The organism is Sinorhizobium sp. NG07B, assembly GCF_002532005.1.
In the GTDB taxonomy this organism is placed as follows: domain Bacteria; phylum Pseudomonadota; class Alphaproteobacteria; order Rhizobiales; family Rhizobiaceae; genus Sinorhizobium; species Sinorhizobium fredii_C.
The window spans coordinates 269,101-293,717 of record NZ_NWTD01000003.1 but is presented as its reverse complement, the minus strand read 5'-3'; the positions used below and the strand labels follow the sequence as shown (position 1 = coordinate 293,717).

20 protein-coding genes are annotated in these 24,617 nt (G+C 62.9%); 5 read left to right on the top strand and 15 right to left on the bottom strand.

Annotated features, from left to right (window positions below):
- Positions 1-103: 103 nt before the first annotated feature.
- A complete protein-coding gene (locus CO664_RS11365) occupies positions 104-835 on the top strand; it encodes a FadR/GntR family transcriptional regulator (protein ID WP_097524550.1) in 732 nt (243 codons plus the stop codon).
- A 154-nt stretch (positions 836-989) separates the two neighbouring features.
- Here the strand turns inward: CO664_RS11365 and CO664_RS11360 are convergent, their stop codons facing one another.
- The 7 genes from CO664_RS11360 to CO664_RS30685 form a co-directional block, all read right to left on the bottom strand.
- Positions 990-2,675: a thiamine pyrophosphate-binding protein gene (locus CO664_RS11360; RefSeq protein ID WP_097538798.1), complete on the bottom strand. Its 1,686-nt coding sequence runs from the start codon at positions 2,673-2,675 to the stop codon at positions 990-992.
- A gap of 21 nt (positions 2,676-2,696) precedes the next feature.
- A complete protein-coding gene (locus CO664_RS11355) occupies positions 2,697-3,890 on the bottom strand; it encodes an FAD-binding oxidoreductase (protein ID WP_097538797.1) in 1,194 nt (397 codons plus the stop codon).
- The gene (locus CO664_RS11350) at positions 3,890-4,702 is read right to left on the bottom strand and encodes an NAD(P)-dependent oxidoreductase (protein WP_037416913.1); all 813 of its coding nucleotides are present in this window, start codon (positions 4,700-4,702) and stop codon (positions 3,890-3,892) included. The genes CO664_RS11355 and CO664_RS11350 overlap by 1 nt, the downstream gene beginning before the upstream one ends.
- A 15-nt stretch (positions 4,703-4,717) precedes the next feature.
- Complete coding sequence (locus tag CO664_RS11345; RefSeq protein ID WP_176536562.1) at positions 4,718-5,929, bottom strand: pyridoxal phosphate-dependent aminotransferase; 1,212 nt, start codon at positions 5,927-5,929, stop codon at positions 4,718-4,720.
- Complete coding sequence (locus tag CO664_RS11340) at positions 5,926-7,584, bottom strand: hydantoinase B/oxoprolinase family protein (protein WP_097538796.1); 1,659 nt, start codon at positions 7,582-7,584, stop codon at positions 5,926-5,928. Before CO664_RS11340 ends, CO664_RS11345 begins: the two co-directional genes overlap by 4 nt.
- 10 nt (positions 7,585-7,594) lie before the next feature.
- Positions 7,595-9,676, bottom strand: a complete 2,082-nt coding sequence (locus tag CO664_RS11335) for a hydantoinase/oxoprolinase family protein (protein WP_097538795.1) — start codon at positions 9,674-9,676, stop codon at positions 7,595-7,597.
- Positions 9,677-9,885: 209 nt separating this feature from the next.
- The gene (locus CO664_RS30685; RefSeq protein ID WP_158254920.1) at positions 9,886-10,035 is read right to left on the bottom strand and encodes a hypothetical protein; all 150 of its coding nucleotides are present in this window, start codon (positions 10,033-10,035) and stop codon (positions 9,886-9,888) included.
- 4 nt (positions 10,036-10,039) lie between these two features.
- Between CO664_RS30685 and CO664_RS11330 the strand changes: the two genes are divergently transcribed.
- The 3 genes from CO664_RS11330 to CO664_RS11320 all read left to right on the top strand — a co-directional run bounded on the left by CO664_RS11330 (position 10,040) and on the right by CO664_RS11320 (position 13,647).
- Positions 10,040-12,538 (top strand): heavy metal translocating P-type ATPase, encoded by a 2,499-nt coding sequence (locus CO664_RS11330; RefSeq protein WP_097538794.1) that lies wholly within the window; start codon positions 10,040-10,042, stop codon positions 12,536-12,538.
- A gap of 82 nt (positions 12,539-12,620) precedes the next feature.
- A complete protein-coding gene (cueR, locus tag CO664_RS11325; RefSeq protein ID WP_097538793.1) occupies positions 12,621-13,103 on the top strand; it encodes a Cu(I)-responsive transcriptional regulator in 483 nt (160 codons plus the stop codon).
- 70 nt (positions 13,104-13,173) lie between these two features.
- Positions 13,174-13,647: a DUF411 domain-containing protein gene (locus CO664_RS11320; RefSeq protein WP_097538792.1), complete on the top strand. Its 474-nt coding sequence runs from the start codon at positions 13,174-13,176 to the stop codon at positions 13,645-13,647.
- A 15-nt stretch (positions 13,648-13,662) separates the two neighbouring features.
- On the opposite strand, the gene CO664_RS11315 is transcribed toward CO664_RS11320, so the two are convergent.
- The 3 genes from CO664_RS11315 to CO664_RS11305 all read right to left on the bottom strand — a co-directional run bounded on the left by CO664_RS11315 (position 13,663) and on the right by CO664_RS11305 (position 17,777).
- The gene (locus CO664_RS11315; protein ID WP_097538791.1) at positions 13,663-14,412 is read right to left on the bottom strand and encodes an FkbM family methyltransferase; all 750 of its coding nucleotides are present in this window, start codon (positions 14,410-14,412) and stop codon (positions 13,663-13,665) included.
- 95 nt (positions 14,413-14,507) lie between these two features.
- Positions 14,508-14,972, bottom strand: a complete 465-nt coding sequence (locus tag CO664_RS11310) for a Crp/Fnr family transcriptional regulator (RefSeq protein WP_037416890.1) — start codon at positions 14,970-14,972, stop codon at positions 14,508-14,510.
- Between the two features lie 93 nt (positions 14,973-15,065).
- Complete coding sequence (locus CO664_RS11305; RefSeq protein ID WP_097538790.1) at positions 15,066-17,777, bottom strand: ABC transporter ATP-binding protein; 2,712 nt, start codon at positions 17,775-17,777, stop codon at positions 15,066-15,068.
- Positions 17,778-18,084: 307 nt separating this feature from the next.
- Between CO664_RS11305 and CO664_RS11300 the strand changes: the two genes are divergently transcribed.
- Positions 18,085-18,759 (top strand): SAM-dependent methyltransferase, encoded by a 675-nt coding sequence (locus tag CO664_RS11300; RefSeq protein ID WP_097538789.1) that lies wholly within the window; start codon positions 18,085-18,087, stop codon positions 18,757-18,759.
- On the opposite strand, the gene CO664_RS11295 is transcribed toward CO664_RS11300, so the two are convergent.
- The 5 genes from CO664_RS11295 to CO664_RS11275 all read right to left on the bottom strand — a co-directional run bounded on the left by CO664_RS11295 (position 18,737) and on the right by CO664_RS11275 (position 24,617).
- Positions 18,737-19,918 carry a glycosyltransferase gene (locus CO664_RS11295; protein ID WP_097538788.1) on the bottom strand — a complete coding sequence of 394 codons (1,182 nt, stop codon included), beginning with the start codon at positions 19,916-19,918 and terminating at the stop codon, positions 18,737-18,739. The two genes, CO664_RS11300 and CO664_RS11295, sit on opposite strands and share 23 nt — an antisense overlap.
- Complete coding sequence (locus CO664_RS11290) at positions 19,900-21,147, bottom strand: glycosyltransferase family 4 protein (RefSeq protein ID WP_097538787.1); 1,248 nt, start codon at positions 21,145-21,147, stop codon at positions 19,900-19,902. The genes CO664_RS11295 and CO664_RS11290 overlap by 19 nt, the downstream gene beginning before the upstream one ends.
- 7 nt (positions 21,148-21,154) lie before the next feature.
- The gene (locus tag CO664_RS11285; RefSeq protein ID WP_097538786.1) at positions 21,155-22,369 is read right to left on the bottom strand and encodes a glycosyltransferase family protein; all 1,215 of its coding nucleotides are present in this window, start codon (positions 22,367-22,369) and stop codon (positions 21,155-21,157) included.
- 77 nt (positions 22,370-22,446) lie between these two features.
- A complete protein-coding gene (locus tag CO664_RS11280) occupies positions 22,447-23,622 on the bottom strand; it encodes an ABC transporter permease (RefSeq protein WP_037416868.1) in 1,176 nt (391 codons plus the stop codon).
- Positions 23,619-24,617, bottom strand: coding sequence for an ABC transporter permease (locus tag CO664_RS11275; RefSeq protein ID WP_037384592.1), 999 nt, complete (start codon positions 24,615-24,617; stop codon positions 23,619-23,621). Before CO664_RS11275 ends, CO664_RS11280 begins: the two co-directional genes overlap by 4 nt.

Genomic DNA, 24,617 nt, shown 5'->3' with positions numbered 1-24,617 from the left:
TTCCCGCAAGGCAGGCAATCTATCGAGAAACGCGATATTTCGAGCGGCATGTGGCACGATATGTGATATGTGCCAACGGGGGATTTTCAATCGGAGCAAATAGGTGTCGATTATCACGCAACGTGGCAATTTGGCAGAAATCGTCGTCACAAAGCTTACCGAGCGCATCGACTCCGGGCTCTACGCTCCCGGCGCGAAAATTCCCTCCAGCGCCCAACTATGTGAGGAATTCGGCGTTTCCCGAACCGTCATTCGCGAGGCTCTGACATCTCTGAAGGTGGGAGGACGCGTGACCGCGCGACAAGGCGCTGGCGTCTATGTGACCGAGAAGGACGCGAAGACGCTCAACTATGAAATCAGCCGCATTGAGGACATACGCTCCGCCATGCAGATCCTCGAATTGCGGCTTGGCGTCGAGATGCAATCCGTCGCTCTGGCCGCAGCCAGGCGCACTCCGGAAGCTCTCGCGGAGATTGCCCGCGCCTATGATAATTTGGAAACTCTCAAAACCGACGATGCGGAAGTCGAAGCGCGCGCGGATTTCGACTTTCATCTGGCTATCGCCCGCGCCACCCGCAATCCGCATTTTCCGAGCTTTCTAGAAGCCGTCATGGAAAGCATCAACTTCGAACTGGTGCTGAAACATCGCCAATCGTCGCGCGCCTACAATGGCTATTTGAAGAAAATCAACAGGGAACATGCGGCCATTCTGGCAGCGATCACCCAGGGCGACGTGAAGGCAGCAAAGCAGGCGCTTGCCGTGCATCTCGAGGAGAGCCTCAACAGATACCGGCTGATGTTGGACGAGCCTGAAAGTGTGGAGACGGCGGACTGATCAGGTTCGCAAATTTTCTTCGCGCGCCTGCGGAGACTTCGGCAACTCGTCGACACTGTCGCAGGATGCGTTCACTCAGCCGGCAATCTCCTGCCATTGGGGTCGCCTTGATGGAATGCCACCGTCACCCATCTGTCCGGCAGCAGCCGTATTCTTACCTCCCCAGCGCGATCGCCTGTTCGCGGATCTGCGTGAGGCTCATTTTCGGCGTCAGTGCTTCCGGATCGAGGCGGATTTCGATCAGCGCTGGCTTGCCGGAGGCTTCGCAGCGCTGGAACGCTGGGGCGAATTCCTCGGTCCTCTGCACCGTTTCTCCATGCAGCCCGTAGGAGCGGGCAAGCGCGGCAAAATCCGGGTTGGTCAAACGCGTGCCGGACACCCGGCCCGGATAATTGCGCTCCTGATGCATGCGGATGGTGCCGTACATGCCATTGTTGATAACCAGGACGATGACACGCGCGTCGTACTGCATCGCGGTCGCCAGTTCCTGGCCGTTCATCAGGAAGCAGCCGTCGCCGGCAAAGGCCACAACGATCCGGTCCGGCGCGGTGATCTTGGCGGCGATCGCCGCCGGCACGCCATATCCCATCGAGCCGTTGGTTGGGCCGAGTTGGGTGCGAAACGTCCGGTATTGATAGAAGCGATGCGCCCAGGCGGAATAATTTCCCGCCCCAGTCGTCAGGATCGCGTCGGGCTTCAGATGACCGCGCAGCCACTCCATCACCTCGCCCATCTGCACCGGGCCGGGAATTTCCGGATCCTTCAGGTTTTCTAGATAGTCCGCATGCGCGGCCCTCGTCCATTCCATCCAGCCAGCGGATGCCGCAGGTCTTAGCTTCGCCGCCTGCGACAGGAAACCGGCCACGCTGGCATTGATTGGCAAAGCCGCGTGATAGACGCGTCCGAGCTCCTCGGCGCCCGGATGGACGTGCACAAGCGTCTGCTTCGGAACCGGAATGTCGATCAGCGTATAGGCGCCCGTCGTCATTTCGCCGAGCCGCGCGCCGATCGAAATCAAGAGATCGCAGGCCTTGATGTGCTGGATCAGCTTCGGCCCGGCGGCAAGGCCAAGGTCGCCGGCATAGTTCGGATGCCTATTGTCGAACAGGTCCTGGCAGCGGAAGGAGGCTGCGACGGAGAGCGAGAAGGCTTCGGAGAACGTCCTGAGGTCGGCGACCGCCTGCTGCGTCCAGCCACCACCACCGGCAACGACCATCGGGCGCTTCGCTTCCGCGAGCAACCGGACGAGCTCATCGAGCTGCTGCTCGCCCGAATAGGCCTCGACCCGCTTGTACGCCGGCGTATCGGCAACCGCCACCTCATCGGTCAGCATGTCTTCCGGAAGTGCGACGACGACCGGACCCGGCCGGCCGTTGACGGCGCGATGGAACGCCTGGCTGACGAGTTCGGGGATACGGGCCGCATCCTCAATCTCGACGATCCATTTCGCCATCTGGCCGAACATGCGGCGATAGTCGATCTCCTGAAATGCCTCGCGCTCCATCTGGTCGCGCGCCACCTGGCCGATGAACAGGATCATCGGCGTGGAATCCTGGAAGGCGGTATGAACGCCGACCGAGGCATTGGTGGCGCCCGGCCCGCGGGTAACGAAGCAGATGCCCGGCCTGCCGGTCAGCTTGCCATAGGCCTCGGCCATATAGGCCGCTCCGCCTTCCTGGCGGCAGATGACGAATTCGACCGCGTCTTCCGCATCGTGGAAGGCGTCGAGCACCGCGAGATAGCTTTCGCCCGGCACGCCGAATGCACGCTCGACGCCATGGATGCGCAGGGCGTCGACCAGCACCTGGCCGCCGCTGCGTGTCTTGATTTCGTTGTTCATGAAGTTCCCCTGCCCTTTTGGTCAGATGACGGCGTCTTCGAGGAAAGGACGGTTCGCCACAACCCGTTCGTAGCCAAAGGGCGCAAGGTCGAGCGTGCGGAAGCCTCCATAGGTAATGATTTCGGAAAGCCCACGCCCCATGGCCGGCGACTGCTGCAGCCCATGGCCGGAAAAGCCGTTGGCGAAGAGAAAGTTCTTCACCTCCGTATGCGGGCCGAGGACGACGTTGTGATCGAGCGTGCAGTAGTCGTAGTGGCCGGCCCAGGAACTGACGACCTTGATCGCCTCGAAGGCAGGCACGCGGTTCGCCAGCGTCGGCCAGATCTCCTCCTCGAATTCGTCATGCATCACCTCGAAATCGTTCGGATCGACCTCCGGATCGTGCTTGGGATAGGTGCCCATCAGATAGAACTTGCCCTCCGGACGGAAAAAGACTCCCGTCGGATCGATGGTCAGTCCGACCTTGCCTTCAAGGGACGTGCGGCAATCGACGACGAAGAGCGAGCGCCGGCGCGACTCGACGGGGATGTCGAGACCGGCCATGCGGGCGACGTGTCTGCCGTTGGTGCCGGAGGTGTTGACCACCGTCCCGCAGCCGATCGTCTGGCCGCCCTTTGTCGTCACGGAGACGACGCGGTCGCCCTCGCGGTTGACCGCCACAACCTCGTCTTCGATGTATTCGACGCCGAGCGAACGGGCCTTCTTGCGGAAACCCTGCATCAAGCCGACGCTGTCGAACCAGCCTTCGCCACGCTCGCCGGTGCTGCCGAGCACCAGCCCTTCGAGGTTGAGCCAGGGGAAGCGTTTCGCGAGACCTTCGACCTCGAGCAGCGTCACTTCGGCGCCGCAGGAGACCTGCGTTTCGTGATTGCGGCGCAGAACTTCAGCGCCTCGTTCGTCGCCCGCAAGGAAGAGATAGCCCGCCTCGTGAAAGCCAATCTCCGGCGTATCGTCGTCGACGGCGACGTTCTCCTTGAAGTTGCGGATGAACTCCGTGCCGAACTGGGAGACCTTGACGTTAATGGCGTTCGAGAACTGATGCCGGATCGAACTGGACGAGAGCGCCGTCGCGCATCGTTGATAGGTCCAATCCTTCTCGATCACCAGGACGGAACCGGTGAAGTCCGGATTGGTCGCCAGGAAGTAGGCGGTCGAGCTGCCGACGACGGCACCACCGACGATGACGAGGTCATAGGAGGTCCTGGCAGCCCGCATCACTTGTTCTCGTCTTCGAAGTGGCCGGCCGCACAGAAGCTGCCGCCTTGGAAGCGCACGGCCGGATCGTTCGGATCCCCCTGCTCCGTCTTGGCGAACACCCTTTCCGCATAGTCGTCAGCACTGTCCTCCGGCTTGTAGCCGAGAGAAGCGGCGGTGCGGTTGTCCCAAAAGGCGCGGCTGTTGTTGGACATGCCGTAGGCGACCATGAAGCCGACGCGTTCGGCCGACAGGCTCTTTTCAACGAGTTGGCGGCAATCGCGGTAGGAGAGCCAGGTGATCAGATGTCGGCGATCTGTGGGCTCCGGAAAGGACGAGCCGATGCGCAGGCTTACCGTTTCGAGGCCGAACTTGTCGAAATAATAGCGGGCGAGGTTTTCGACGAAGGTCTTCGACACGCCGTAGAGACTGTCGGGCCGGGTCGGCACGTTGCCGTCGATGGTCTCGGTCCGCTCGTAGAAACCGATGGCATGGACCGAGCTGGCATAGACGATGCGCTTGACGCCATGCTGGCGGGCCGCCTCGTAAATGTTGTAGCTGCCGACGATATTGGCGTCCAGAATGGTCTTCCACGGCGCTTCGAGTCCCTGTCCGCCCATATGGACGATCGCGTCGCAGCCTTTCACTGCATGGGAAACGGCATCGAAATCGGCGAGGTCCGCCGGGGAATCCTCTTCGTGCGGCGCCAGGTTCTGGCACGCCTGTCGGGCCGAGAGCCGAACGATCTTGCCGAGCCTGGTACCGGATTTGCGAAGCTGTGTTCCAAGAGCGCCGGCGGCGCCGGTGAGAAGCGTGCGCTGATAATCGGTCACGAGACTTGATCCTGATTAGCGAAGTCTAGCCAGGGCACCGGCGGTTCGCTCGATGGCCAAAGCGAGGTTTTCGCGCGATGTTGCGAAGGACAGGCGAATATAGGGCTCTACGCCGAAAGCTGAACCCGGCACGGTCGCGACCTTTCCCTCCTTCAGGAGGTACGACGCCAGATCAGTGTCACTGGCGATTGTCGCTCCGTCCGGCGCGGTCTTGCCGATATAGGCGGCGCATTTCGGAAACAGATAGAATGCGCCTTCCGGGGCGCGTACTTCAAGACCGGCAATCGCGCCGAAACCTTGCGTCACCATTTCACCGCGCGCCTTGTATTCCGCCACAGCTTTCGTCACGAAATCCTGCGGGCCGTTCAGCGCAGCCGCGGCGGCAACCTGGGTGATCGAAGACGGACAGGTGGTGCTCTGTGACTGGAGTTTGTTCAACACCTTCGTCAGTTCCTTCGGCCCTGCCGCATAGCCGAGCCGCCAGCCGGTCATCGCATAGGCCTTGGACACGCCGTTGATCAGGAGCGTGCGATTGCGCAGTTCGGGGCATGCATTCGCGAATGAGGTGAAGGGCACGTCACCGCAGACGATGTGCTCGTAAATCTCGTCCGACATGATGGCGACGCGCGGGTGGCGTGCCAGCACTTCGCCAAGGGCTTTCAGCTCGTCGGCGGTATAGATCGCACCGGTCGGGTTGGAGGGTGAGTTAAACAGGAACCAACGCGTTTTGGGCGTAATCGCCGCTTCGAGGCGTTCAGGTGTAATCTTGAAGGCATCCTCGACGCCGCAGGGCACGACGACAGGTAAACCGCCGTGCAGGATCACAATATCCGTATAGGAGACCCAGTAGGGCGCCGGAACCACCACCTCGTCGCCCGGCTCAAGCGTTCCGAGGAAGGCATTGAAGAGTATCTGCTTGGCGCCGTTGCCGATCGAGATCTCGTCCATGGCGTAGTCGAGATCGTTCTCGCGCCTGAACTTGGCGACGATCGCCTCGCGCAGTTCGGGCAGGCCGTCCGGGGCCGTATAGCGGGTGATCCCGCGCTTCATCGCGTCGGCCGCCGCCGCGACGACATGCGCCGGCGTGTCGAAATCCGGCTCGCCGAGCGAGAGGTCGACCACATGCTCGCCCTGGGCCCGCATTGCCTTGGCGGCAAGAGAAATCGCCATCGACGGCGAGGACTTGATCGTCGCGGCTCGGCTGCTTTCGAACGTCATCATGTTCATGCCTTCCCTTCCGCCTTGCCGTAGAGCATGGCCTGATCTTCGGTGATGTAGCCGTGCCTGACGTCATGGGCGACAGCATCCGCAGGGCGCTCCGCCGGATCGCCGTAGCCTCCGCCGCCCGGAAGCGCGAGCACGAGCCTTCTTCCCTCAGGCACGAATTGCAATCCCTTGCCCTTCAGCACCGTTCCATCGTCGAGCGTCACGAAACCGGCCGCCCCGTCCCTGCCCCCGTCGCGGCCGCGCGCCGGATGACCGAGACGGTCGAACATGGCGGAGAAGCGGAAAGAATAGCCCTCGGCCGCCTCGATCTCGATCATCTGGCCGAGGCCGCCGCGCTGTGCACCGGCGCCGCCGGATCCTTCGCGTAACTCCTTGCGCCAGACGATGACCGGGCCGACATTCTCCGTCGCCTCGATCGGCATAGTATGGACGCCGCTGGGGAAAGCAGTGGCGTTCAGCCCATCGAGCGAAGCGCGTGCGCCGGAACCGCCGGAGTTGAACATCAGGATCTCCGCGCCCTTGCCGCCGATTTGATCGGAGACTGGGCGCACGCTCATATGCAGGTTCCAGAGCGCGCTCGCGCCTTCGGCCGGCACCTGACCCGGCAGCGCCTGATGTAGCGCGCCGAGCACCAGATCCGGGACGAAATGGCCGAGCACGTGGCGCACCGCGACCGGCGCCGGACGTTTGGCATTGAGGATGCAGCCTTCCGGCGCGACGACGTCGAACGGCGCAAGCGAGGCGGCGTTGTTCGGGATTTCCGGGGCAACGACGCATTTGATGCCGTAGCAGGCATAGGCCTTCGCATAGACAAGCGGCACGTTGATGCCGAACTTGCTCGTGCCGGAGGTACCGTCGAAATCGACCGCCACGCCCTCGGGGCTGATGGTGAGCTTTGCGGCAAGGTGCACCGGTTCATCGTAGCCATCGAGATCGAGGCTGTACTCCCAGGAGCCGTGCGGCAGGTCCTTCAACCGATCGAGCGTCGCCTCGCGGCTGTTCTTCAGGATGAAGCCGCCGATCATCGACAGGTCTTCGAGGTTGAATTCCGTCAGCATGTCGATGAGGCGGCGGTGGCCGGTCTCGTTGCAAGCTGCAAGCGCATGGAAGTCGCCGACCACCTTGTCGCTTTCTCGGACGTTGTTGCGCACGATATGGATGAGCGTACGGTTCAGTTCACCGCGCTCGAAGAACTTCATGATCGGGATGAAGATGCCTTCCTCGTAGACCTCACGCGCATCCGGGCCGAAGCCGCGGCCGCCGACATCGACGACATGGGCGGTCGAGGCGAAGTAGCCGACGAGCTTGCCGTGGTGGAAGGAAGGCGTGACGACCGTGATGTCGTGCAGGTGACCGGTGCCCTTCCATGGATCGTTGGTGATGTAGACGTCGCCTTCGAAGATGTTCTCCGGGCCGATATCGCGGATGAAGTGCGCAACGGATTCCGCCATGGCGTTGACGTGGCCCGGCGTGCCGGTGACGGCCTGCGCCAGCATGCGCCCTTCGAGGTCGAACACGCCGGCGGAAAGATCGCCTGCCTCGCGGACGGAGGTGGAGAAGGCCGTGCGGATCAGCGTCTGCGCCTGCTCCTCGACGACGGAGATCAGGCGGTTCCACATGACCTGCATGTGGATATCGATCATCGATTGGTTCATGGGAATATCCTCAAAGCCGTGATACGAGCAGGCAGCCGTCGTTCTGAACGATGGCCCTGAAGGCGGAGGTCAGAACCGTCGAGGTCTCTCGCTCCACGATAACGGCCGGACCTCTGACGACGTCGCCGGGCTTCAGGTGCGTCCGTTCATGAATACCCGCTTCGAGATAGGTCCCTTGAGCTGCTTCGAACAGCCGGCGCGTCTTGGCGGGCCCGACGGCCTCGCCTTCAGCAACGGCGGCAACCCGGGCGACCGGCGGCAACGGCGAGCTCGCCTTGACCGACCAGCTGACGATCTCGATATCGAGGCCTTCGATGGCGCGGCCGAAGAAGCGCCCGTATTCAGTCTCGAACAGCGCAGCGATCGTCTTGGCACTGTCGGAGTCGAAGCGGGGGGACTGCAGCGGAACGGGAATGTCCCAGCCCTGCCCGGCGTAGCGCATGAAAAGCATGCGTTCGATCACCGGCTGGCCCATGTCGAGCCCGCCTTCGACGAAGCCGACGGCCTCGGCCAGCATCGCTTCCATAAGCCGGTTCGCCGCCGCATGATCGAATTTCGTAAGGTTGAAGACGGCGCTGCGCACGGACTCATAGCCGAAGGGTGCCTTCAAAAAGCCGATCGCCGAGCCGACGCCGGCGCCCGGCGGGACGAGGAAGGTGGTAATCCCCATCTTCTCGCAGAGACGCGCCGCATGCAGCGGTCCGGCGCCGCCGAAGGTGATCATCGTGAAGTCGGCGATGTTCTTGCCGTTCTCGACCGTATGGACGCGGCCGGCATTGGCCATGTTCTCGTCCACCATCTCGCAGGTGCCGTAGGCGGCAGCTTCCGGATCGAGCGCGAGAACAGAGCCGATATCGTCGCTCATCGCCTTGCGGCTCGCATCGATGGAGAGCGGGATGGCGCCGCCGGCAAAGTTCTCCGGATCGAGCTTGCCGAGGATCAGGTCGGCATCCGTCACGGTCGGGTTCTTGCCGCCGCGCTGGTAGCAGGCCGGGCCCGGCTCTGAAGCGGCGGAGTGCGGTCCGACACGGATCTGGCGCATGCCGTCGACACTGGCGATCGAACCGCCGCCCGCACCGATCTCGACCATCTCGACCACCGGAATCGAGATCGGCATGCCGGAGCCCTTGCGGAAGCGGTAGGTGCGGGCGACCTCGAAGGTCTTGGCTGTCTTCGGCACCTGGTTCTCGATCAGGCAGATCTTGGCGGTGGTGCCGCCCATGTCGAAGGAGAGCACCGTGTCGAGACCATGACGCCGGGCAATGTCTGCCGCGAAGATCGCCCCGCCCGCGGGACCGGATTCCACCAGCCGCACCGGGAACTCCGACGCGCTTTCCACCGAGACGATGCCGCCGCCCGAATGGATCATGAAGACCGGGCAGCCGACGCCGATCTCCTTCAGCGACACGACGAGCCGGTCGAGATAGGATTTGATCGCCGGTTTCACATAGGCATTGGCGCAGACCGTGTTGAAGCGCTCGAACTCGCGCATTTGCGGGGAAACTTCGGAGGAAATCGAGACGGAGACATGCGGCAGCCGCTCGAGCATGGCCTCACGCACCGCAACCTCATGCGCGCCGTTGGCATAGGCATGGATGAACCCGATGGCGACACTCTCGTAACCGCCCGCGGCGATCTTCTCGATGACTGCCGCGACGGATGCTTCATCCAGCTGCAGAAGAACTTTGCCCGACGCGGCGATCCGCTCGCGCACGACGAAACGATCCGCGCGGGCAATCAGCGCCGGCGGCAGCGAGATGTTGAGATCGTATTGCTCGAAGCGGTTCTCCGTGCGCATCTCCAGCACATCGCGGAACCCTTCCGTCGTCACCAGCGCCGTCTTAGCCCCGCGCCGCTCGATGAGCGCATTGGTGGCAAGCGTCGTGCCGTGGATTAGGATATCGATGTCCGAAAGCGCTATGCCGGCCATCTCGGCGACGACCCCTACACCCTTCAAGATCGCCCGCTCCGGCGCCACGTAGTCGGTCAGTACCTTGGTGGAGTGGAGAACTCCGTCCAGATCGAGGGCGATGTCCGTAAAGGTGCCGCCGATATCGACGCCGACCCGGCAGTTTGAAGGGCTGGTTTTCACCGCTTTATTCCCCCGGTTTCGCCACCCGTCCGCATAGGCGATGTGCAATTGAAGTCGACGCTGTTACTATGCACTTATCATATAAGTGTCAACCGGCTGTGGTGACCGGCCATTACCGTTCGAACATTGAAGGTGAGCCCGCTGGTCCTTCGGTCGCGCCAGCTCGTGCTTCAATTTGCCGGTCTCAAGCCGGTGAGCGCTCTCGCTCGTCATAGGGCTTGCGACAGGCCGCCGCAGCCCTTCGAAGCACCGGCGTCATCATCATCATCAAACCCCGAATATTTTTCCAAAGCGTCCGCCTTGACCTTCCCACCGTTGGAAGGCCCATCTTCAATGACAGATATAACCGCAAGGAACATAAGCATGGCATCCCTGAACGCCGCCGGAACGAGGCACGTGGAAAGCACGCAAAACGTCAGCCTTTCCGTGGAGGGCATGAGCTGCGCCTCCTGCGTCGCGCGCGTCGAGAAGGCGATTAGCGCCGTCCCGGGGGTGGTTTCCGCCTCCGTCAACCTGGCAACGGAGCGTGCCGACATTCGCTTCGACGAGACGGCGAAACCATCCGAGATCATCAAGGCGATCGAGAATCTCGGCTACGGGGCGGTTGAAGATGCGCTTGAGCTCGGCATCGAGGGGATGAGTTGCGCCTCCTGCGTGGGGCGCGTCGAGAAGGCGCTGAAGGCCGTCCCCGGCGTCGTCGAGGCGAATGTCAATCTTGCCAACGAGAGGGCCTCGATCCGGCTAGTAAGGGGGCTCGCCTCCACCGAGGAGCTGGTGGAAGCGGTTCGCGGCGTCGGCTACGAGGCACATCAGCGCGGCAATGATCAGGATATCGACCGCGAGGGAGAAAAGCGCGCACAGGAGCTGAGACGCGTTGAGCGGGCCTTCCTGACCGGCGCCCTCCTGACGCTTCCTGTCTTCCTCCTCGAGATGGGCTCGCACTTCGTTCCGGCAATCCATGATTTGGTGATGACCCGGATCGGCATGGCCGAGAGCCGGTACCTGCAGTTCGCTCTGGCGACGATCGTTCTCTTCGGCCCCGGCCTCCGCTTCTTCGCCAAGGGCGTGCCTGCCTTGTTGCGCGCCGCACCCGACATGAACTCGCTGGTGGCGATCGGAACGGCCGCCGCCTGGGGCTATTCGGTCGTCGCCACCTTTGCGCCCCGGCTCCTGCCGGCCGGCACCGCCAATGTCTACTACGAGGCGGCAGCCGTCATCGTCACACTGATCCTGCTCGGACGGCTCCTCGAAGCGCGCGCCAAGGGCCGCACATCGGAGGCGATCAAGCACTTGATGGGCCTGCAGCCCAAGACAGCGCGCGTCCGGCGCGGCGGCGAGATGCTGGAAATCCCGGTTCCCGAGTTGCGCGTGGGCGACATGGTGCTGGTGCGGCCCGGCGAGAAGGTCGCCGTCGACGGCGTGATCGTCGAAGGCCAATCCTATGTCGACGAATCGATGATCACCGGCGAGCCCGTGCCGGTGGAAAAGACGAAGGGTTCGGATGTCGTCGGCGGCACGATCAACAGGACCGGCGCCTTCACCTTCCGTGCCACCAAGGTTGGCACCGATACCATTCTTGCGCAGATCATCCGGATGGTCGAGCAGGCGCAAGGCGCGAAACTGCCGATCCAGACGCTCGTCGATCGCGTCACCGGCTGGTTCGTGCCGGCCGTGATGGCGGTCGCCGTGGTGACTTTCCTCACCTGGCTCGTTTTCGGGCCGGACCCGGCCCTCACCTTCGCGCTCGTCAACAGCGTCGCGGTACTGATCATCGCCTGCCCCTGTGCCATGGGTCTCGCCACGCCAACTTCGATCATGGTCGGCACCGGCCGGGCCGCCGAGATGGGCGTGCTTTTTCGCAAGGGCGAAGCGTTGCAGACCTTGCGCAATGCCGCGGTCATCGCCATCGACAAGACCGGCACGCTGACCGAGGGACGGCCGGAGCTGACCGATCTCGAGACCGCGCCCGGTTTCGAGCGCAACACCGTCCTGGCTCTAATCGCCGCCGCCGAAGCACGGTCCGAACACCCGATCGCCGAAGCGATCGTTTCCGCGGCCGAAGCCGCCGGCCTCGAATTGGCCGAGCCTGAAAAGTTCGAGGCAATTCCGGGTTTTGGCACCAGAGCCGAGGTTGCCGGAAAGGACGTCCACATTGGCGCCGACAGGCTGATGGCACGTCTCGGCCTCGACGTCTCGCACTTTGCCTCCGAAGCCGCCCGGCTCGGCGACGAGGGCAAGAGCCCGCTCTATGCGGCGATCGACGGCAGGGTCGCCGCCATCATCGCGGTTGCCGATCCGCTGAAGGAGACGACGCGAGAGGCCGTCCGAGCGCTGCATGACCTCGGCCTGAAGATCGCGATCGTCACCGGCGACAATCGCCGAACGGCCGAGGCGATCGCCCGCAAGCTCGGCATCGACGAGGTGCTCGCCGAGGTGCTGCCGGACGGCAAGGCCGCGGCGGTCAAGCGCCTGCAAGCGGACGGCCGAAGAGTCGCCTTCGTCGGCGACGGTATCAACGACGCGCCGGCGCTTGCCGCCGCAGATGTCGGAATCGCGATCGGCACGGGAACCGATGTCGCAATCGAGAGCGCCGACGTGGTGCTGATGTCCGGCGACCTCGTCGGCGTGCCGAATGCGATCGCCCTTTCGAAGACGACGATCCGCAACATCAAGCAAAACCTGTTCTGGGCCTTCGCCTATAACGTGGTTCTGATTCCGGTGGCCGCCGGCGCGCTCTATCCCGGCTATGGCGTCCTGCTCTCGCCGGTCTTTGCCGCCGGAGCAATGGCGCTTTCTAGCGTCTTCGTGGTCGCCAATGCGTTACGCCTCAAGGGATTCCGAGCTTCGGAGCGGCAGGCGTGAACGGCAGCGGGTCCTTATTGGCGTCCGCCCCGGCAAGTTCCTATATTTCGGCTTGGCTGCCGGCTGTCGAAAGGATGACGACATGAATATCGGCGATCTCGCACGCGCCTCGGGGGTTTCGGCGAAGATGATCCGCTATTATGAGAAGATCGGCCTCATTCCGCCGGCCGACAGGGCCCAATCCGGCTATCGCAACTACGGCGACAACGACGTCCATACGCTGCGGTTCATCCGGCGGGCCCGCGACCTCGGCTTCACCGTCGAGCAGATGGCGGAACTTCTGGCACTTTGGCGCGATCGTTCGCGCGCCAGCAGCGAGGTGAAGAAGATCGCACTCGATCAGGTCGCGATACTGGAGCGCAAGGCGGAGGAACTGAAGGCGATGAGTCTGACGCTGAAACACCTTGCGGCCCATTGCCACGGCGACGCGCGGCCGGACTGCCCGATCATCGACGATCTTGCCGATGCAGACAACGAACCGAAGAAGTCGCCCGAGCCGGCGCGTTTCGGCCGCGGCGGCGAGCCGGTCCGCGGCCTGCGGCGATCTGGTGCATCGACACGCTGACCATTCGGGCGTCTAATTTCATGCGATCCGCGGCGCGCTGGAATGAACAGCGCGGGGAAGGAGTGATCCGATGACCATCCACCGCAGAGATTTCCTGGCCGGCACCCTGGCATGCGCCTGTGTTGTCCTACTCGGCGCTCCGACCCCGCTGGCAGGCGCCGTGCGCATGGTGATCTACAAGGATCCCGGCTGCAGCTGCTGCGAAAGCTGGGCGGCAGCCATGAGGGAAGCGGGCTTCGCGGTCGAAGTCCATAACGAAAGCGACATGACCGCGATCAAGCGGCGCTTTGCCGTGCCGCCGGACATGGCGGCCTGTCACACGGCGGTGCTCGACGGCTATCTGATCGAGGGGCACGTGCCGCTCGAGGCGATTAGAAAGTTGCTCGCCGAGCGCCCGAACATTCCCGGGCTCGCGGTGCCGGGCATGCCGGTGGGTTCGCTCGGCATGGGCGACGATCCGCAGGCTGCCTATGAAGTCTATGCGCTAAGCAGGATACCCGGCGCCGCGCCGACCATCTTCCATAGCGTCCGACCGGCAATCTGACACGCCGTCCCTTACTCACTTGGGAAGGAAGAGCAGGTCGAAGCCTTTGAGTTCGCGTCTTGCGATCGATTTGCGCAATGCCGCAAAGATCGCCGACCTGTTCTCCAGGCGAAGTCCGCGAAAGCTGCGGATCAAGTGCACCGTCGCAGCCATGGTCCGGATGGCTCGAAACAGCGCAGGACCGGAAAGCGAGGCAGCCAGGATCTGCGGATGCACCGCAAGGAGCACACCCGCCGTTCGCCTGCGGTCGATCGCCCGGAACTGGTCCAGCGCCTTGTATTCATAGCCTTCGATATCGATCTTGAAGCAGAGGCGCTCGGTCTTTGCCATTGCCTGGAGCTTCTCGATCGTCACGGTTTCGGCGCTGATCGCCATGCCGGTGTCGTCGGCGATCAGCGCCGAGGTCTCCGAGCTGCCGAAACCGCCGCCGACGGAGTTGAGCACCAGGCGTTCGTCCTGCGACAGGGCGGCATTGACGAGTTCCACCTCGCCGGCATTGCCGGCCTTCATCTGTGTCAGGATGTCGAAGCACACCGGGTCGGGCTCGACGACGATAACATTGTTGGCGATCTGCGCCGCCCAATAGGGGGTGACGCCGATCCAGCCGCCGATGTCGATGAAGGTGGTTTTTTCGTCGACCAGGCGCGCGATGTTCTGGAAGGTGCCGGGTTCCCATTGACCGGCCTGCAAGCGGGCGAAAAAGCGCTTCTTTTCCGGCTTGTCGGGGAAGTGAATGGTCTTGTCGAAATAAGTTATGGCGCGCATGGCGCCTCTCTACTGCATGATTCCGGAAACCGGAACCGGAATATCGCCCACCCGCGCACGGGTACCAGCGCACGCATCGGAAATGTCTGGGAACCCTACGCCTCGGCCCGTTGGGCGCGGCTGCGGGCTTCGGTGAGCTCGGACGTCGTCTGGCTGAGACGGTCGGCGAGCACGCGCATGATCTCAACCGCCATCTCGGGGAAATCGGCCAGCAGCTTCAGGAAATCGTCCTTGCGGATCCGCAGGGCTTCGAGCGGAGTGGTCGTCTGGATGGTTGCGGTGCGCGGCGTGTTGCAGAGGATTGCAATCTCGCCGACGATCGAATTCTGCTCGACTTCGGCGACCTTCAGCTGGCCGGTCGGCGTCGATACCAGTACGTCGGCCTTGCCGGACAGGATGACATAGGCGGCGTCTCCGATATCTCCTTGGCGGAACAGGTTTTCGCCGGCGCTGTACATCACCCGGTCGGAGGTGAAAGCGAGTAGCTTGAGTTTCGCAGGCGGCAGACCGGAAAAGAGCGTTATCCGGCGCAACATTTCCACTTCGTCTTTTAGGAGCATATCAGTCCGCTTCTCCGAATGTGCCGCGGGCGCGAAGACGCCCGTTCCCGACCGGCCGGGAAATTACGCCTGCCACCCTATGCTAATATTACATCAAGACGCCAGTTCCTTATAGTCGCTGTCTTTTGAGGGCGTTTCCACAGATTCGTCGTGCACCAGCCGGCCGTTTTCGAAATGCACGACGCGATCGAAGAGTTCCGATAGGGCCGGATTGGAGAGAACCCACACGATCGCCGGATCCCGCTTTTCGTCGTGGAGAAAGGCGAAGACGTTGCGGGTAATCTGGTCCTGGGTGCGCTGGTCGAGCGCCGCCAGCGGCTGGTTGATGATGTAGAAATCCGAAAGCCGGATCAGGGTGCGCGCCAGATTGAGCTTCTGCCGCTGGCCTGCGGTCAGCCGCTTGCCGCCGGCGCCGACGTCGAAATCGAGACCGAAGGCCAGCACCTTGTTGTAAAGGCCGAGCGCCTCGAAGAGATCGCGAACGATCGCCCGGATCTTGTCCGATCCATCCGTGTGCTTGTGGCCGATGCGACCGAAAAGCACGTTGTCGAGGATGGTGGCCGAGGCCATGTAGCGGTTCGGCTGGTAGTGCTCGATGACGCCGACGAGATCGGCAGGCAGTCCGTCGCTGAACTCACGCCGCGCCTCGACGATCTTTTGCATAAGCTCCTCAGTCAGCAGGCCGAAGCGATGCCGCGGCTCGATATAGCCGAAGCACAGTCGGATGATCCGGATCGCGTCCTCCTCCGAGACCTCGTCGAGCGGCCGGCCCCTGACCTTCTGCAGAAGCGCTTCATAGCCCGGGATTTCCTCGCTGGTCATGAAGGTCAGCTGCTGGAAGAACGGATGATCCGGCGGCAGGTCGCGGAACAATTCGACGACGTTCTCGGCAATTTCCAGCCCCATCTCGTAGAAGGTCTCGTGCAGGCCCGCCCGCTTCAGCACCGTCTTGAAGAAGGGATGATTGTCGAGCGCTTCCTCCCACCTTGCCCTGTCGGTGACCGTGCCGAAGAGCAGGTTTTCGCCGACCGTCGCCTCGATATTGTAGGAGCCCGGCTCGAAGAAGACGACGAGGTCGCTGAGCTTCTCGGCCTCGAGGCGCCGGCGGAGCGCTGCGCGCATTTCGACGATTTCATGGGCAAATGCCTCATGTTCGACGGGATTGATCGTCGAACGGACCGCCAATGCCGAAATGTCGTTCGTCAACAGCACGACGTCGAGCACCGCCCTGACCTTGTTGAAGAGATCCTCCGGCCCCGTCGCTCCGGCCGCTCCATAGTCGATCCAGTCGCTATTGAGGTCGAGCGAGGGATTGCCGGCGAGCTTCGCCTCGAGCAGTTCCCACCGGCGATGGGCCGCCTTGTCGCCCTCATAGACGACCTCGGTCAGCGGCGCATGCTTGAGACCGTAGAGCAGATTGTCGCCGAGACTGCCTTGGAAGGTGTAGACCTCTGAGGAGGCATAGGAGATCCGCCGGCCGATGACGGACTCCGGCAGCTCATGGATGTCATCGTCGCCGACGACGATCCTGCCGCTTGCCGGCCAAGCTAGGCGGCCGAGGGCCTCGGCCAGAGCCTCTCCGCCGCCACCCGTGCCGCCCGTAACCGCCACCGTCTCGCCCGGGCGCACCTGAAAGGAGACATGCTCGATCAGCTTGGCGCCGCCGTCGTCGGCAAGAGTGAGATTGACGGCAGCAAGAGCGCCGGCGAGCACCGGGGGCGACGCAAGGGAAACCTCCTGGACCTTCGGGTCGATCAGCGGCTCGACGCTGAATTGTTCGACGACCTGGGTGTATTTGACCTGCACGTCCTGGCGCGCCTGGTCCCAATCGATCAGTTCCTTCAGCGGTCCCGGCAGGTCCTTGTAGGCACCGATCACCGCGACCAGCTGGCCGATGTCAAGGCGCCCCTGGAGGGCGAAATAGCCGCCGATCGAATAGAACAGGAAAGGCGTGACCTGGGCGAGGAAGTTGTTCAGGAACTTCACCAGGAACTTCCACTGGTAAAGGTCGTAGCGGATCTTGAAAATCCGGCCGAGGCGGGCGGCAATGTCGGCGCGCTCGTAGTTGGACGTATCATGGCCGCGGATCGTGCCGATGCCATCGACGATTTCGCTGACCCGTCCGGAGAGCTCGCGTGCCGTCAGCTGCCGCTCGCGGCCGAGCACCAGCAGGCGCCGGCGCATGCGCGGAATGATTATCGCCTGAATCGCGACGATGACAAAGGCGATGATGCCGAGCCAGAAGCTCTGGATCAGGATGAAGATCAGCGCCGTCAGCGCCTGGCCGCCGAGCAGCGCAGGCTGCACGAAGGCGTCGCCGGTGAAGCCGCCCATCGGCTCCACTTCATCCTTGATCATCGTCGAAATTTCTGCGGGCTTCACGCGCTTCAAGTGATGCGGCGGGAAGCGCAGGACGCGGTCGACGAGCTCGAAACGGATGCGCCTGAGGAGCCGTTCGCCGAGCCGGCCCTTGTAAGTGTTGATGTAGAACTTGAAGAGCCCGTTGATGATCACCAGCAGGAGAAAGACGAGACTGAGTGCCAGCAGCGTCCCCTGCCGCCCAAGTTCGATTCCCGAAAACAGATTGACCTCGCCAAAATACGGCAGGCTGAAGGAAATCGGCAGGAAGAGCTGGGTCGCTCCGGGCGTCTCGAAGTCCTGTCCCTGGATCGGCCCGTTGACGATCTGCTTCGGCAGGTCGAAAGACATGAAATAGGGGATCATCGACAGCGCCACGATCAGGAGGATCCAGAGCTGCGACTTTCGGGTATGGGTCCAGATGTAGCGGGAAAGACGGGGTTCCATGAGAGGGTAATGAGACCTAATCTGAAATTCGGGATCGCAGGGCCGCTCCGGAGGCGGACACTAGCCGCAAATGGTTTCTCTCCACCAGATCTTCAATGGCGTTCGCCTCTTCCACGAACTCGGTGACTGCCTGCCATGAGAGCAGAGGCATGCTCCATGTCAAGCGCTTGGTTGGACAAGCGGACTTCTTCAGTCGGATATCGAACTGCCCTGTCGTTCCGGTGCGGCTCGGCTCCTTCGGCAACCGGCCAGTCGCGGTGTTCTTGCGCGCCTTGCGCTTGCCGGACCGTGAGCTTACAACAGCCGCATGACGCATGCCAGCCACTCCCCCCGCACATCCGACGATTGGCACGAAAACGGTTATGACCTCGCGCGGGGTCTCGCCGCATACACGGGCAGCACGCTTGTCGCCGGCATAGCCAAGGTCATTGCGAAGCATCCGGAAGCGAATATCGCCAATGCCTTCAACCACAAGCAGGTTCTCTGCAAGCTCTGGGCCCGCGAGGAGCTCTTGAAGAGCGGCGGCTCCGACTACAGCAGGATCGCCGTTCTCGGCGGCTGGTACGGCATTCTGCCGGCCATGCTGCTCGAAGATCGACGCTTCATGATCGCGGCGATCGAAAGTTTCGACATCGATCCGGCGGTCCAGCAGGTGGCGCTGACGCTGAATGCCGGCTTCGGCGACCGTTTTCGCGCCGTCACGGCGGATATGTATCAGATCGACTATCGCGGCCTTCGGGCCGATCTCGTCATCAACACGAGCTGCGAGCACATCACCGATCTTGGCGCATGGCTCGGCCTCGTCCCCTCCGGCACCCGCGTGCTCTTGCAGTCAAACGACTATTTCAGCGAGCCGACCCACATCAACTGCGTTGCCTCGCTCGGGGAGTTTCAGGCCAAGGCCGGCCTTTCCCGGGTCAACTTCGCCGGCGCACTGCCGATGAAGAAATATACGCGCTTCATGCTGATTGGTGCGGTCTGACGCCTTCCATCCGATTCAGATGCTCCTCGACAATTGCCGCCGTATTGTCGGCCCCGTCGAGATCGAGCGGCGGAATATCGGGTTTCGAACGCGCAAGCGACGCCTCCACCCGACGGGCGAGTTGCCGCGCGGTGATTCCTTCCTCGGGCAGGACGGCGGCCAGCCCGAGCCTCTCCAGTCTCGTTGCCCGCGTGCTCTGCTCCGTTTCGCCGCCGGCGGTAAAGGGAATGAGCAGCGCGCTGCATCCGGCCCGCAATATGTCACAGACGGTGTTGTAACCGGCCTGTGACACCGAGAGACGCGCGCCGGCAAGGAGGCTTGCGAAATCCTGGCGGAAACGAAACAGGCTGGCGTTTTCCGGTGCCGAGATGGCGAGTTCGTCGAAGTCCGGCTGCGGCAGGTTCGGGCCGGTTACCAGGCACCAGCGGAGCTCTTGCGGCAAGAGCTTCGCAGCCCCGAGTGCAGCGCCGATCAGTTCCTTGCCGACGGCCCCGCCGCCCGCAGAAACCAGAATGTCGAAGGTCTCGACGGGCTCGCCCGGCGATGGCGGGGCGACAAGGCCGGTATAGGCCACCCGCCCGGCGATCTCGCTTGCCAGGGGAAAGGTCTCCTCGAGCCGGGCAAAAGCCGGGTCGCCGTGGACGAGCACGAGGTCGAAATGCTTCTTCACCAGTTCGACCGTCTCCTCGGCCCGGCCTGGCTTCGTCCGTTCCTGCAGAATGTCGCGCAGCGAAGTCGCGACCAGCGGGCGGCGTTGCATCGCTTCGATCGCCTCGAGCAGCGGCAGAAGCTCGAAGCGCATCTGCCCGCGGCCGAACGGAAAGGCCTCGATGATGACGATGTCGGGTTCCGCACGGCGGAGTGCATCCAGGAGCAGATCCTTGCGACGCTCCTGGAACGCGGCGGTCACCGGATTGCCCTCGGCGTCTGTCAGACCGGAGAATCCCTTGTCCCCCGCCGTCACCGGCGGCAGGACGACCGTCCTGATGTCCTCTCCGGGAAAGCCCTGAACCGGCAAGCCGCCGGTGACCATCGTCACGTCGAAGCCGCGCTTCAGCAGCGCCTTCGCAATGCGGCTCGCCCTTGCCAGATGCCCGATACCGAGCAGGTGCTGCACATAGAAAAAAACGCGCCGCTTGCTCAAGGGGCCCTTCTCCATTCGCTTTCGAAAAGATCGCTCAACTGGCTGACGCTCGAGTGGTGGTCGAACTCGGCCCGCACGCGCCTTTCCGCCGCAGCGCCAAGCCTCCTGCGCAAAGCCGGGTCGCGGATAAGCCGCTCAAGCGCGGCTGCAAGGGCACGCGGATCCTCGGGCGGCACGACAAGGCCGTTCTCGTCATCCTCGAGCAGCTCGGGAATGCCGGACACCTGGGTCGAAACGCAGGCAAGCCGCTGGCTCGACGCCTCGACCAGCACGTTCGGCAAGCCGTCGCGATCGCCGTCGGCCGCAACCCGGCAGGCAAGTGCAAATATGTCGCTCTCCCGATAGCGCGCGAGCACGTCCTTCTGATCGAGCGCGCCGTGCCAGGTCACGCGATGGGCAAGGCCGAGATCACCGGCGAGTCCCCGCATATCCTTGGTCAGATCGCCCGCCCCTATGTGGTCGAAACGCCAATTGAGATCGGCGGGCAATATCGACAGCGCCTTGAGGAGAATGTCGTAGCCCTTCTTGGCGACGGCCCGCCCGACGCTGACGATGCGCACCGGATCGCGGGGATCATATCCGTCGCGGCTGGAGTGATCGCCCTCGAAGCTTGGGAAGCGATCGAGGTCCAGGCCGTGATAGCTGAGATGCACCCGGGATTTCTCGGCCGCCAGGCTCTTCAAGTGCTCGAAGCCGCTGCGCGTGCATGTCACCGTCCAGCGCGCCCGACCAAGCTTCTCCGACAGCTCCCAGTCCGCGGAAGTCCAAATGTCCTTGGCATGGGCCGAGCAAGTCCAGGGAACGCCGGCCATGATGCTCGCATAGGCCGTCACCGAGGCGGGCGTATGGATGAAATGCGCGTGAAGCCAACGCGCCCCGGTCGGCCATTCGGCGAAGAGCACCAGCGCCTGGCCGAAGCGGCGGAAGCGGTTGCGCGTCCAGTCACGACGGAGATCGCCTATGAAGGGACGGAGTGCCCGCCAGAAGCGGCCCTTCGGCAGCGACGTCAACAGCGCGCGAAACACCCGCCAGGGTTCGTCATGCAGATACTCCGGGAGATAGAACACCTTCGCCCGGATCTCGTCATGCACGGGGTGGCGCTTCGCGTCGGTCGGGCGCCTGAGGGCGACGAGCACGAGATCGTGCCCCGCCCTTTCGAGACCCAACAGTTCCTGGGCAATGAAGGTCTCGGAAAGGCGTGGGTAGCCCTTCAGAACAACGGCGATCTTTCGAGTTTCGGGCACGGGTATTTCAGCTTGTCTGCTTGACGACGCTCAGGTGATCCCTCGATCGGTGATCGAGCCAGTCTCCGACGATCCCGGAGATATGGACAAGGCCCTCCAGCCTCAGTTCGTGCCTGTTGCGGGAGGGGGCGGCACGCTGCGGCAGGGCCTTGAGCGCGGCGGCGAAGCGCAACGGGTCCTCCGCCTCGTGGGGCAGCAGCATCTCGACCAGGCCGAGCTCCGAGGCGCGGCGCGCCCGGATCAACTGCTCCTCTCGCGGTTGCAGCCGCGGTACGATCAGCGCCGGCTTGTCGAAGGAGAGGATCTCGCAATAGGTGTTATAGCCGCCCATCGAGATGACGGCCCGGGCGCCGGCGACCAGTTCCTCCATGCGATTGTCGAACTCGATGATCTTGATGAACGGGATACGGCCGCCCTTCCGGATTAGCTTGTTGCGCTGCTTGGCGGGCATGTAGGGGCCGAGGACGACAAGTGCGTTATGCGTGAGGTTCGGGTCCTGCTGGTAGGCGTGGATGACGTTGTGGATGAGCTCGGCGCCGTCGCCACCGCCCCCGGTGGTCACCAGAATATAGTCGCCCTCCGGCCGGTGATCGGGCAATCCGTCATGCGGAACGCTTCGCTGCAGGAAGCCTACGAAATTCATGCGGTCGCGCACCGCCGCCGGCACGTCAATCCCGACCAGCGGGTCATAGAAATCCGGCGGCCCGTAGACCCAGATCGAATCGTAGAACTGCTCGATCTTGCGCATCGTGTCGCGGCGCTTCCACTCTTCCTCGAGCAGGTGCGGCGCATCCATGATTTCGCGAAGGCCGAGAACCAAGCGGGTCCCGTGCGTCTTCAGATAGGTCAAGGTGTCCTCGACCTCCCCGCGCAGCCCCATCGGCTCCTTATCGACGATGAAGATGTCCGGTTTGAAGGTCTCGGCGGTCGAGCGAATGATCGACTGACGCATCTTCAGCGTCTCGTGCAGGTCGATATGGCGGTCAAGGGAGGTGTATTCGCCATTCCTGAGCTTGATGACGCTCGGGATCTTCACGAAGTCGACGCGGGCCCGATAGTCGAAGGCGCCGGCGATGGTGGCCCCGGAAATGATCAGCACCTGCAGGCCGCTGTAGTCCTCGACGAGCGCATGCGCGATCGCGCGACAGCGCCGGAGGTGCCCCAGGCCGAACGTATCATGGCTGTACATGAGAATCCGGGCATCTTCGAAGCGCCGTATCATACGAAGAACCTTTCTCTCATACGGAAACGCCAAGTCCGCTGCAGCGCCTGTTTTTTGATCGAGCGACGGTACCGGGGCTATTTGTAGGGATCTGCGGCGTCGCGCAACCCGTCTCCCAGGAAGTTGAACGCCAATATCACAAGAATGACTGGTATAGTCGGAAACAGCAGCCAAGGATAGAAGGCAATCACGCTGACACTCTTTGCCTCGGTCAGCAGGATGCCCCAGCTGGTGATCGGCGGGCGCAGCCCGAGGCCGAGGAAGCTGAGCGCCGTCTCGCCGAGAATCATGCCGGGAATCGAGATCGTCGCTGTCGCGATGAGATGCGACATGAAGCCCGGCACCAGATGCCGCCCGATGATGCGGCTGCTTTTCGCCCCCATCAGCTGCGCCGCAAGCACATAGTCCTCTTCCCTGAGCGCCAGCAGCTTGGAGCGGACGGCGCGCGCCAGGCCGGTCCAGTCGAGAAGCCCGAGAATGACGGTGATGCCGAGATAGATGAGGATCGGGCTCCATGTCGCCGGCATGATCGCCGCCAGCGAAAGCCACAGCGGAATGCTCGGTATCGACTGGAGAACTTCGATCAGCCGCTGCACGACGAGATCGAAAACGCCGCCGTGATAGCCGGCAAGGCCGCCGATGACGATGCCCAGCACGAAGCTGACGGTGATCCCGAGCAGGCCGATCGTCAGCGAGATCCGCGCGCCGTAGATGATGCGCGACAGCACGTCGCGCCCCAGCCTGTCGCTGCCGAGCAAGAACATCTGGCCGTTTTCCGCCGGGCAGACGAGATGCAGGTTGCTTTCGAAAAGTCCCCAGAAGCGATAGCTGTCGCCGCGGCAGAAGAAGCGGATCGGCTGCACGTCCGCCCGGTTGTCCGTGTAGTTTCGCTTCAGCGTATCCATGTCGAGCTGCATCGTCCGTCCGTAGACGAAGGGGCCGACGAAATCTCCCTCATGGAAGAAATGCACCCGCTGCGGCGGCGCGTAGATGAAATTCATGTTGCGCGTGTGCAGATTGTAGGGCGCCAGGAACTCGCAGATGAGAATCATCCCGTAGAGCACCGCCAGGAAGATGCCGGACGCCAGCGCAACCTTGTGCCGCTTGAACTTCCACCACATCAGCCGCAGCTGCGACGCCTGGTTGACGCGCACCTGCTCCTCCGTCATCACCTCGACGGAATAGGGATCGAAGGGGGCGGTCGACACGTAATGCGGTAGCGGTTCGCCCGGGGCAGGAATCGGTGACGTCACTTGGTGCTCCTGCCTTGCAGGCGAATTCTGGGATCGAGGACGGCGAGCGCGAGGTCGGAAATCAGGACACCGATGACGGTGAGGAACGCCAGGAACATCAGGAACGACCCGGCGAGATACATGTCCTGACTTTGCAGCGCCTTGATCAGCATCGGCCCGGTGGTCTCGAGCGACAGCACGATCGCGGTGATTTCAGCACCGGAAATGATCGCCGGCAGGATTGAGCCGATGTCGGAGATGAAGAAGTTGAGCGCCATCCGCAGCGGATATTTGACAAGGGTCCGGGTCCGCGAGAGGCCTTTGGCCCGGGCGGTCACCACATATTGCTTCTGCAACTCGTCGAGCAGGTTCGCCCTCAAGCGCCGGATCATCCCGGCCGTGCCGGCGGCGCCGACGATGATCACCGGAATCCAGATGTGTTCGAGGATCGACTTCGCCTTCTCCCAGCTCATCGGCTCGGAAAGGTATTTCTGGTCCATCAGGTGGCCAATCGAGGTGCCGAACCAGATATTGGCGAAATACATGAGGATCAGCGCCAGCATGAAGTTCGGGATGGCGATGCCGATGAGGCCGACGAGCGAGAGACCGTAATCGCCCCAGCTGTATTGGTTGGTCGCCGCATAGATGCCGATCGGGAAGGCGATGATCCAGGTGAAGATGATGGTGAAGAACGACACCAGGATCGTCAGCCACAGGCGGTCGCCGACAACCTCGCTCACCGGCAACTCATATTCGAAGGAATAGCCGAAATCCCCCTGCAGCATGCCGCCGACCCAATAGACATAGCGCAGCAGCGGCGGCTGATCGAAGCCGTATTGCTGGCGCAGCGACTCGATCTGCTCCATGTCGACGCCTTCGCCCTGCGCCCTCAGCTCGGCGATGTAGCTCTCGAAATAGTCGCCGGGCGGCAGCTCGATGATGGTGAAGACGAGTGCCGAGATGATGAGCAAGGTCGGCACCATCACCGCGATGCGCCAGAGGATGTACCGCAGCAT

Bases quoted from the DNA above. Each gene is read 5' to 3' on its own strand.
- CO664_RS11360 (WP_097538798.1), bottom strand. From the start codon at position 2,675: ATGAACAACGAAATCAAGACACGCAGCGGCGGCCAGGTGCTGGTCGAC.
- CO664_RS11355 (WP_097538797.1), bottom strand. From the start codon at position 3,890: ATGCGGGCTGCCAGGACCTCCTATGACCTCGTCATCGTCGGTGGTGCC.
- CO664_RS11345 (WP_176536562.1), bottom strand. From the start codon at position 5,929: ATGAACATGATGACGTTCGAAAGCAGCCGAGCCGCGACGATCAAGTCC.
- CO664_RS11340 (WP_097538796.1), bottom strand. From the start codon at position 7,584: ATGAACCAATCGATGATCGATATCCACATGCAGGTCATGTGGAACCGC.
- CO664_RS30685 (WP_158254920.1), bottom strand. From the start codon at position 10,035: ATGTTCCTTGCGGTTATATCTGTCATTGAAGATGGGCCTTCCAACGGT.
- CO664_RS11330 (WP_097538794.1), top strand. From the start codon at position 10,040: ATGGCATCCCTGAACGCCGCCGGAACGAGGCACGTGGAAAGCACGCAA.
- cueR (WP_097538793.1), top strand. From the start codon at position 12,621: ATGAATATCGGCGATCTCGCACGCGCCTCGGGGGTTTCGGCGAAGATG.
- CO664_RS11320 (WP_097538792.1), top strand. From the start codon at position 13,174: ATGACCATCCACCGCAGAGATTTCCTGGCCGGCACCCTGGCATGCGCC.
- CO664_RS11315 (WP_097538791.1), bottom strand. From the start codon at position 14,412: ATGCGCGCCATAACTTATTTCGACAAGACCATTCACTTCCCCGACAAG.
- CO664_RS11310 (WP_037416890.1), bottom strand. From the start codon at position 14,972: ATGCTCCTAAAAGACGAAGTGGAAATGTTGCGCCGGATAACGCTCTTT.
- CO664_RS11305 (WP_097538790.1), bottom strand. From the start codon at position 17,777: ATGGAACCCCGTCTTTCCCGCTACATCTGGACCCATACCCGAAAGTCG.
- CO664_RS11300 (WP_097538789.1), top strand. From the start codon at position 18,085: ATGACGCATGCCAGCCACTCCCCCCGCACATCCGACGATTGGCACGAA.
- CO664_RS11295 (WP_097538788.1), bottom strand. From the start codon at position 19,918: ATGGAGAAGGGCCCCTTGAGCAAGCGGCGCGTTTTTTTCTATGTGCAG.
- CO664_RS11285 (WP_097538786.1), bottom strand. From the start codon at position 22,369: ATGATACGGCGCTTCGAAGATGCCCGGATTCTCATGTACAGCCATGAT.
- CO664_RS11275 (WP_037384592.1), bottom strand. From the start codon at position 24,617: ATGCTGCGGTACATCCTCTGGCGCATCGCGGTGATGGTGCCGACCTTG.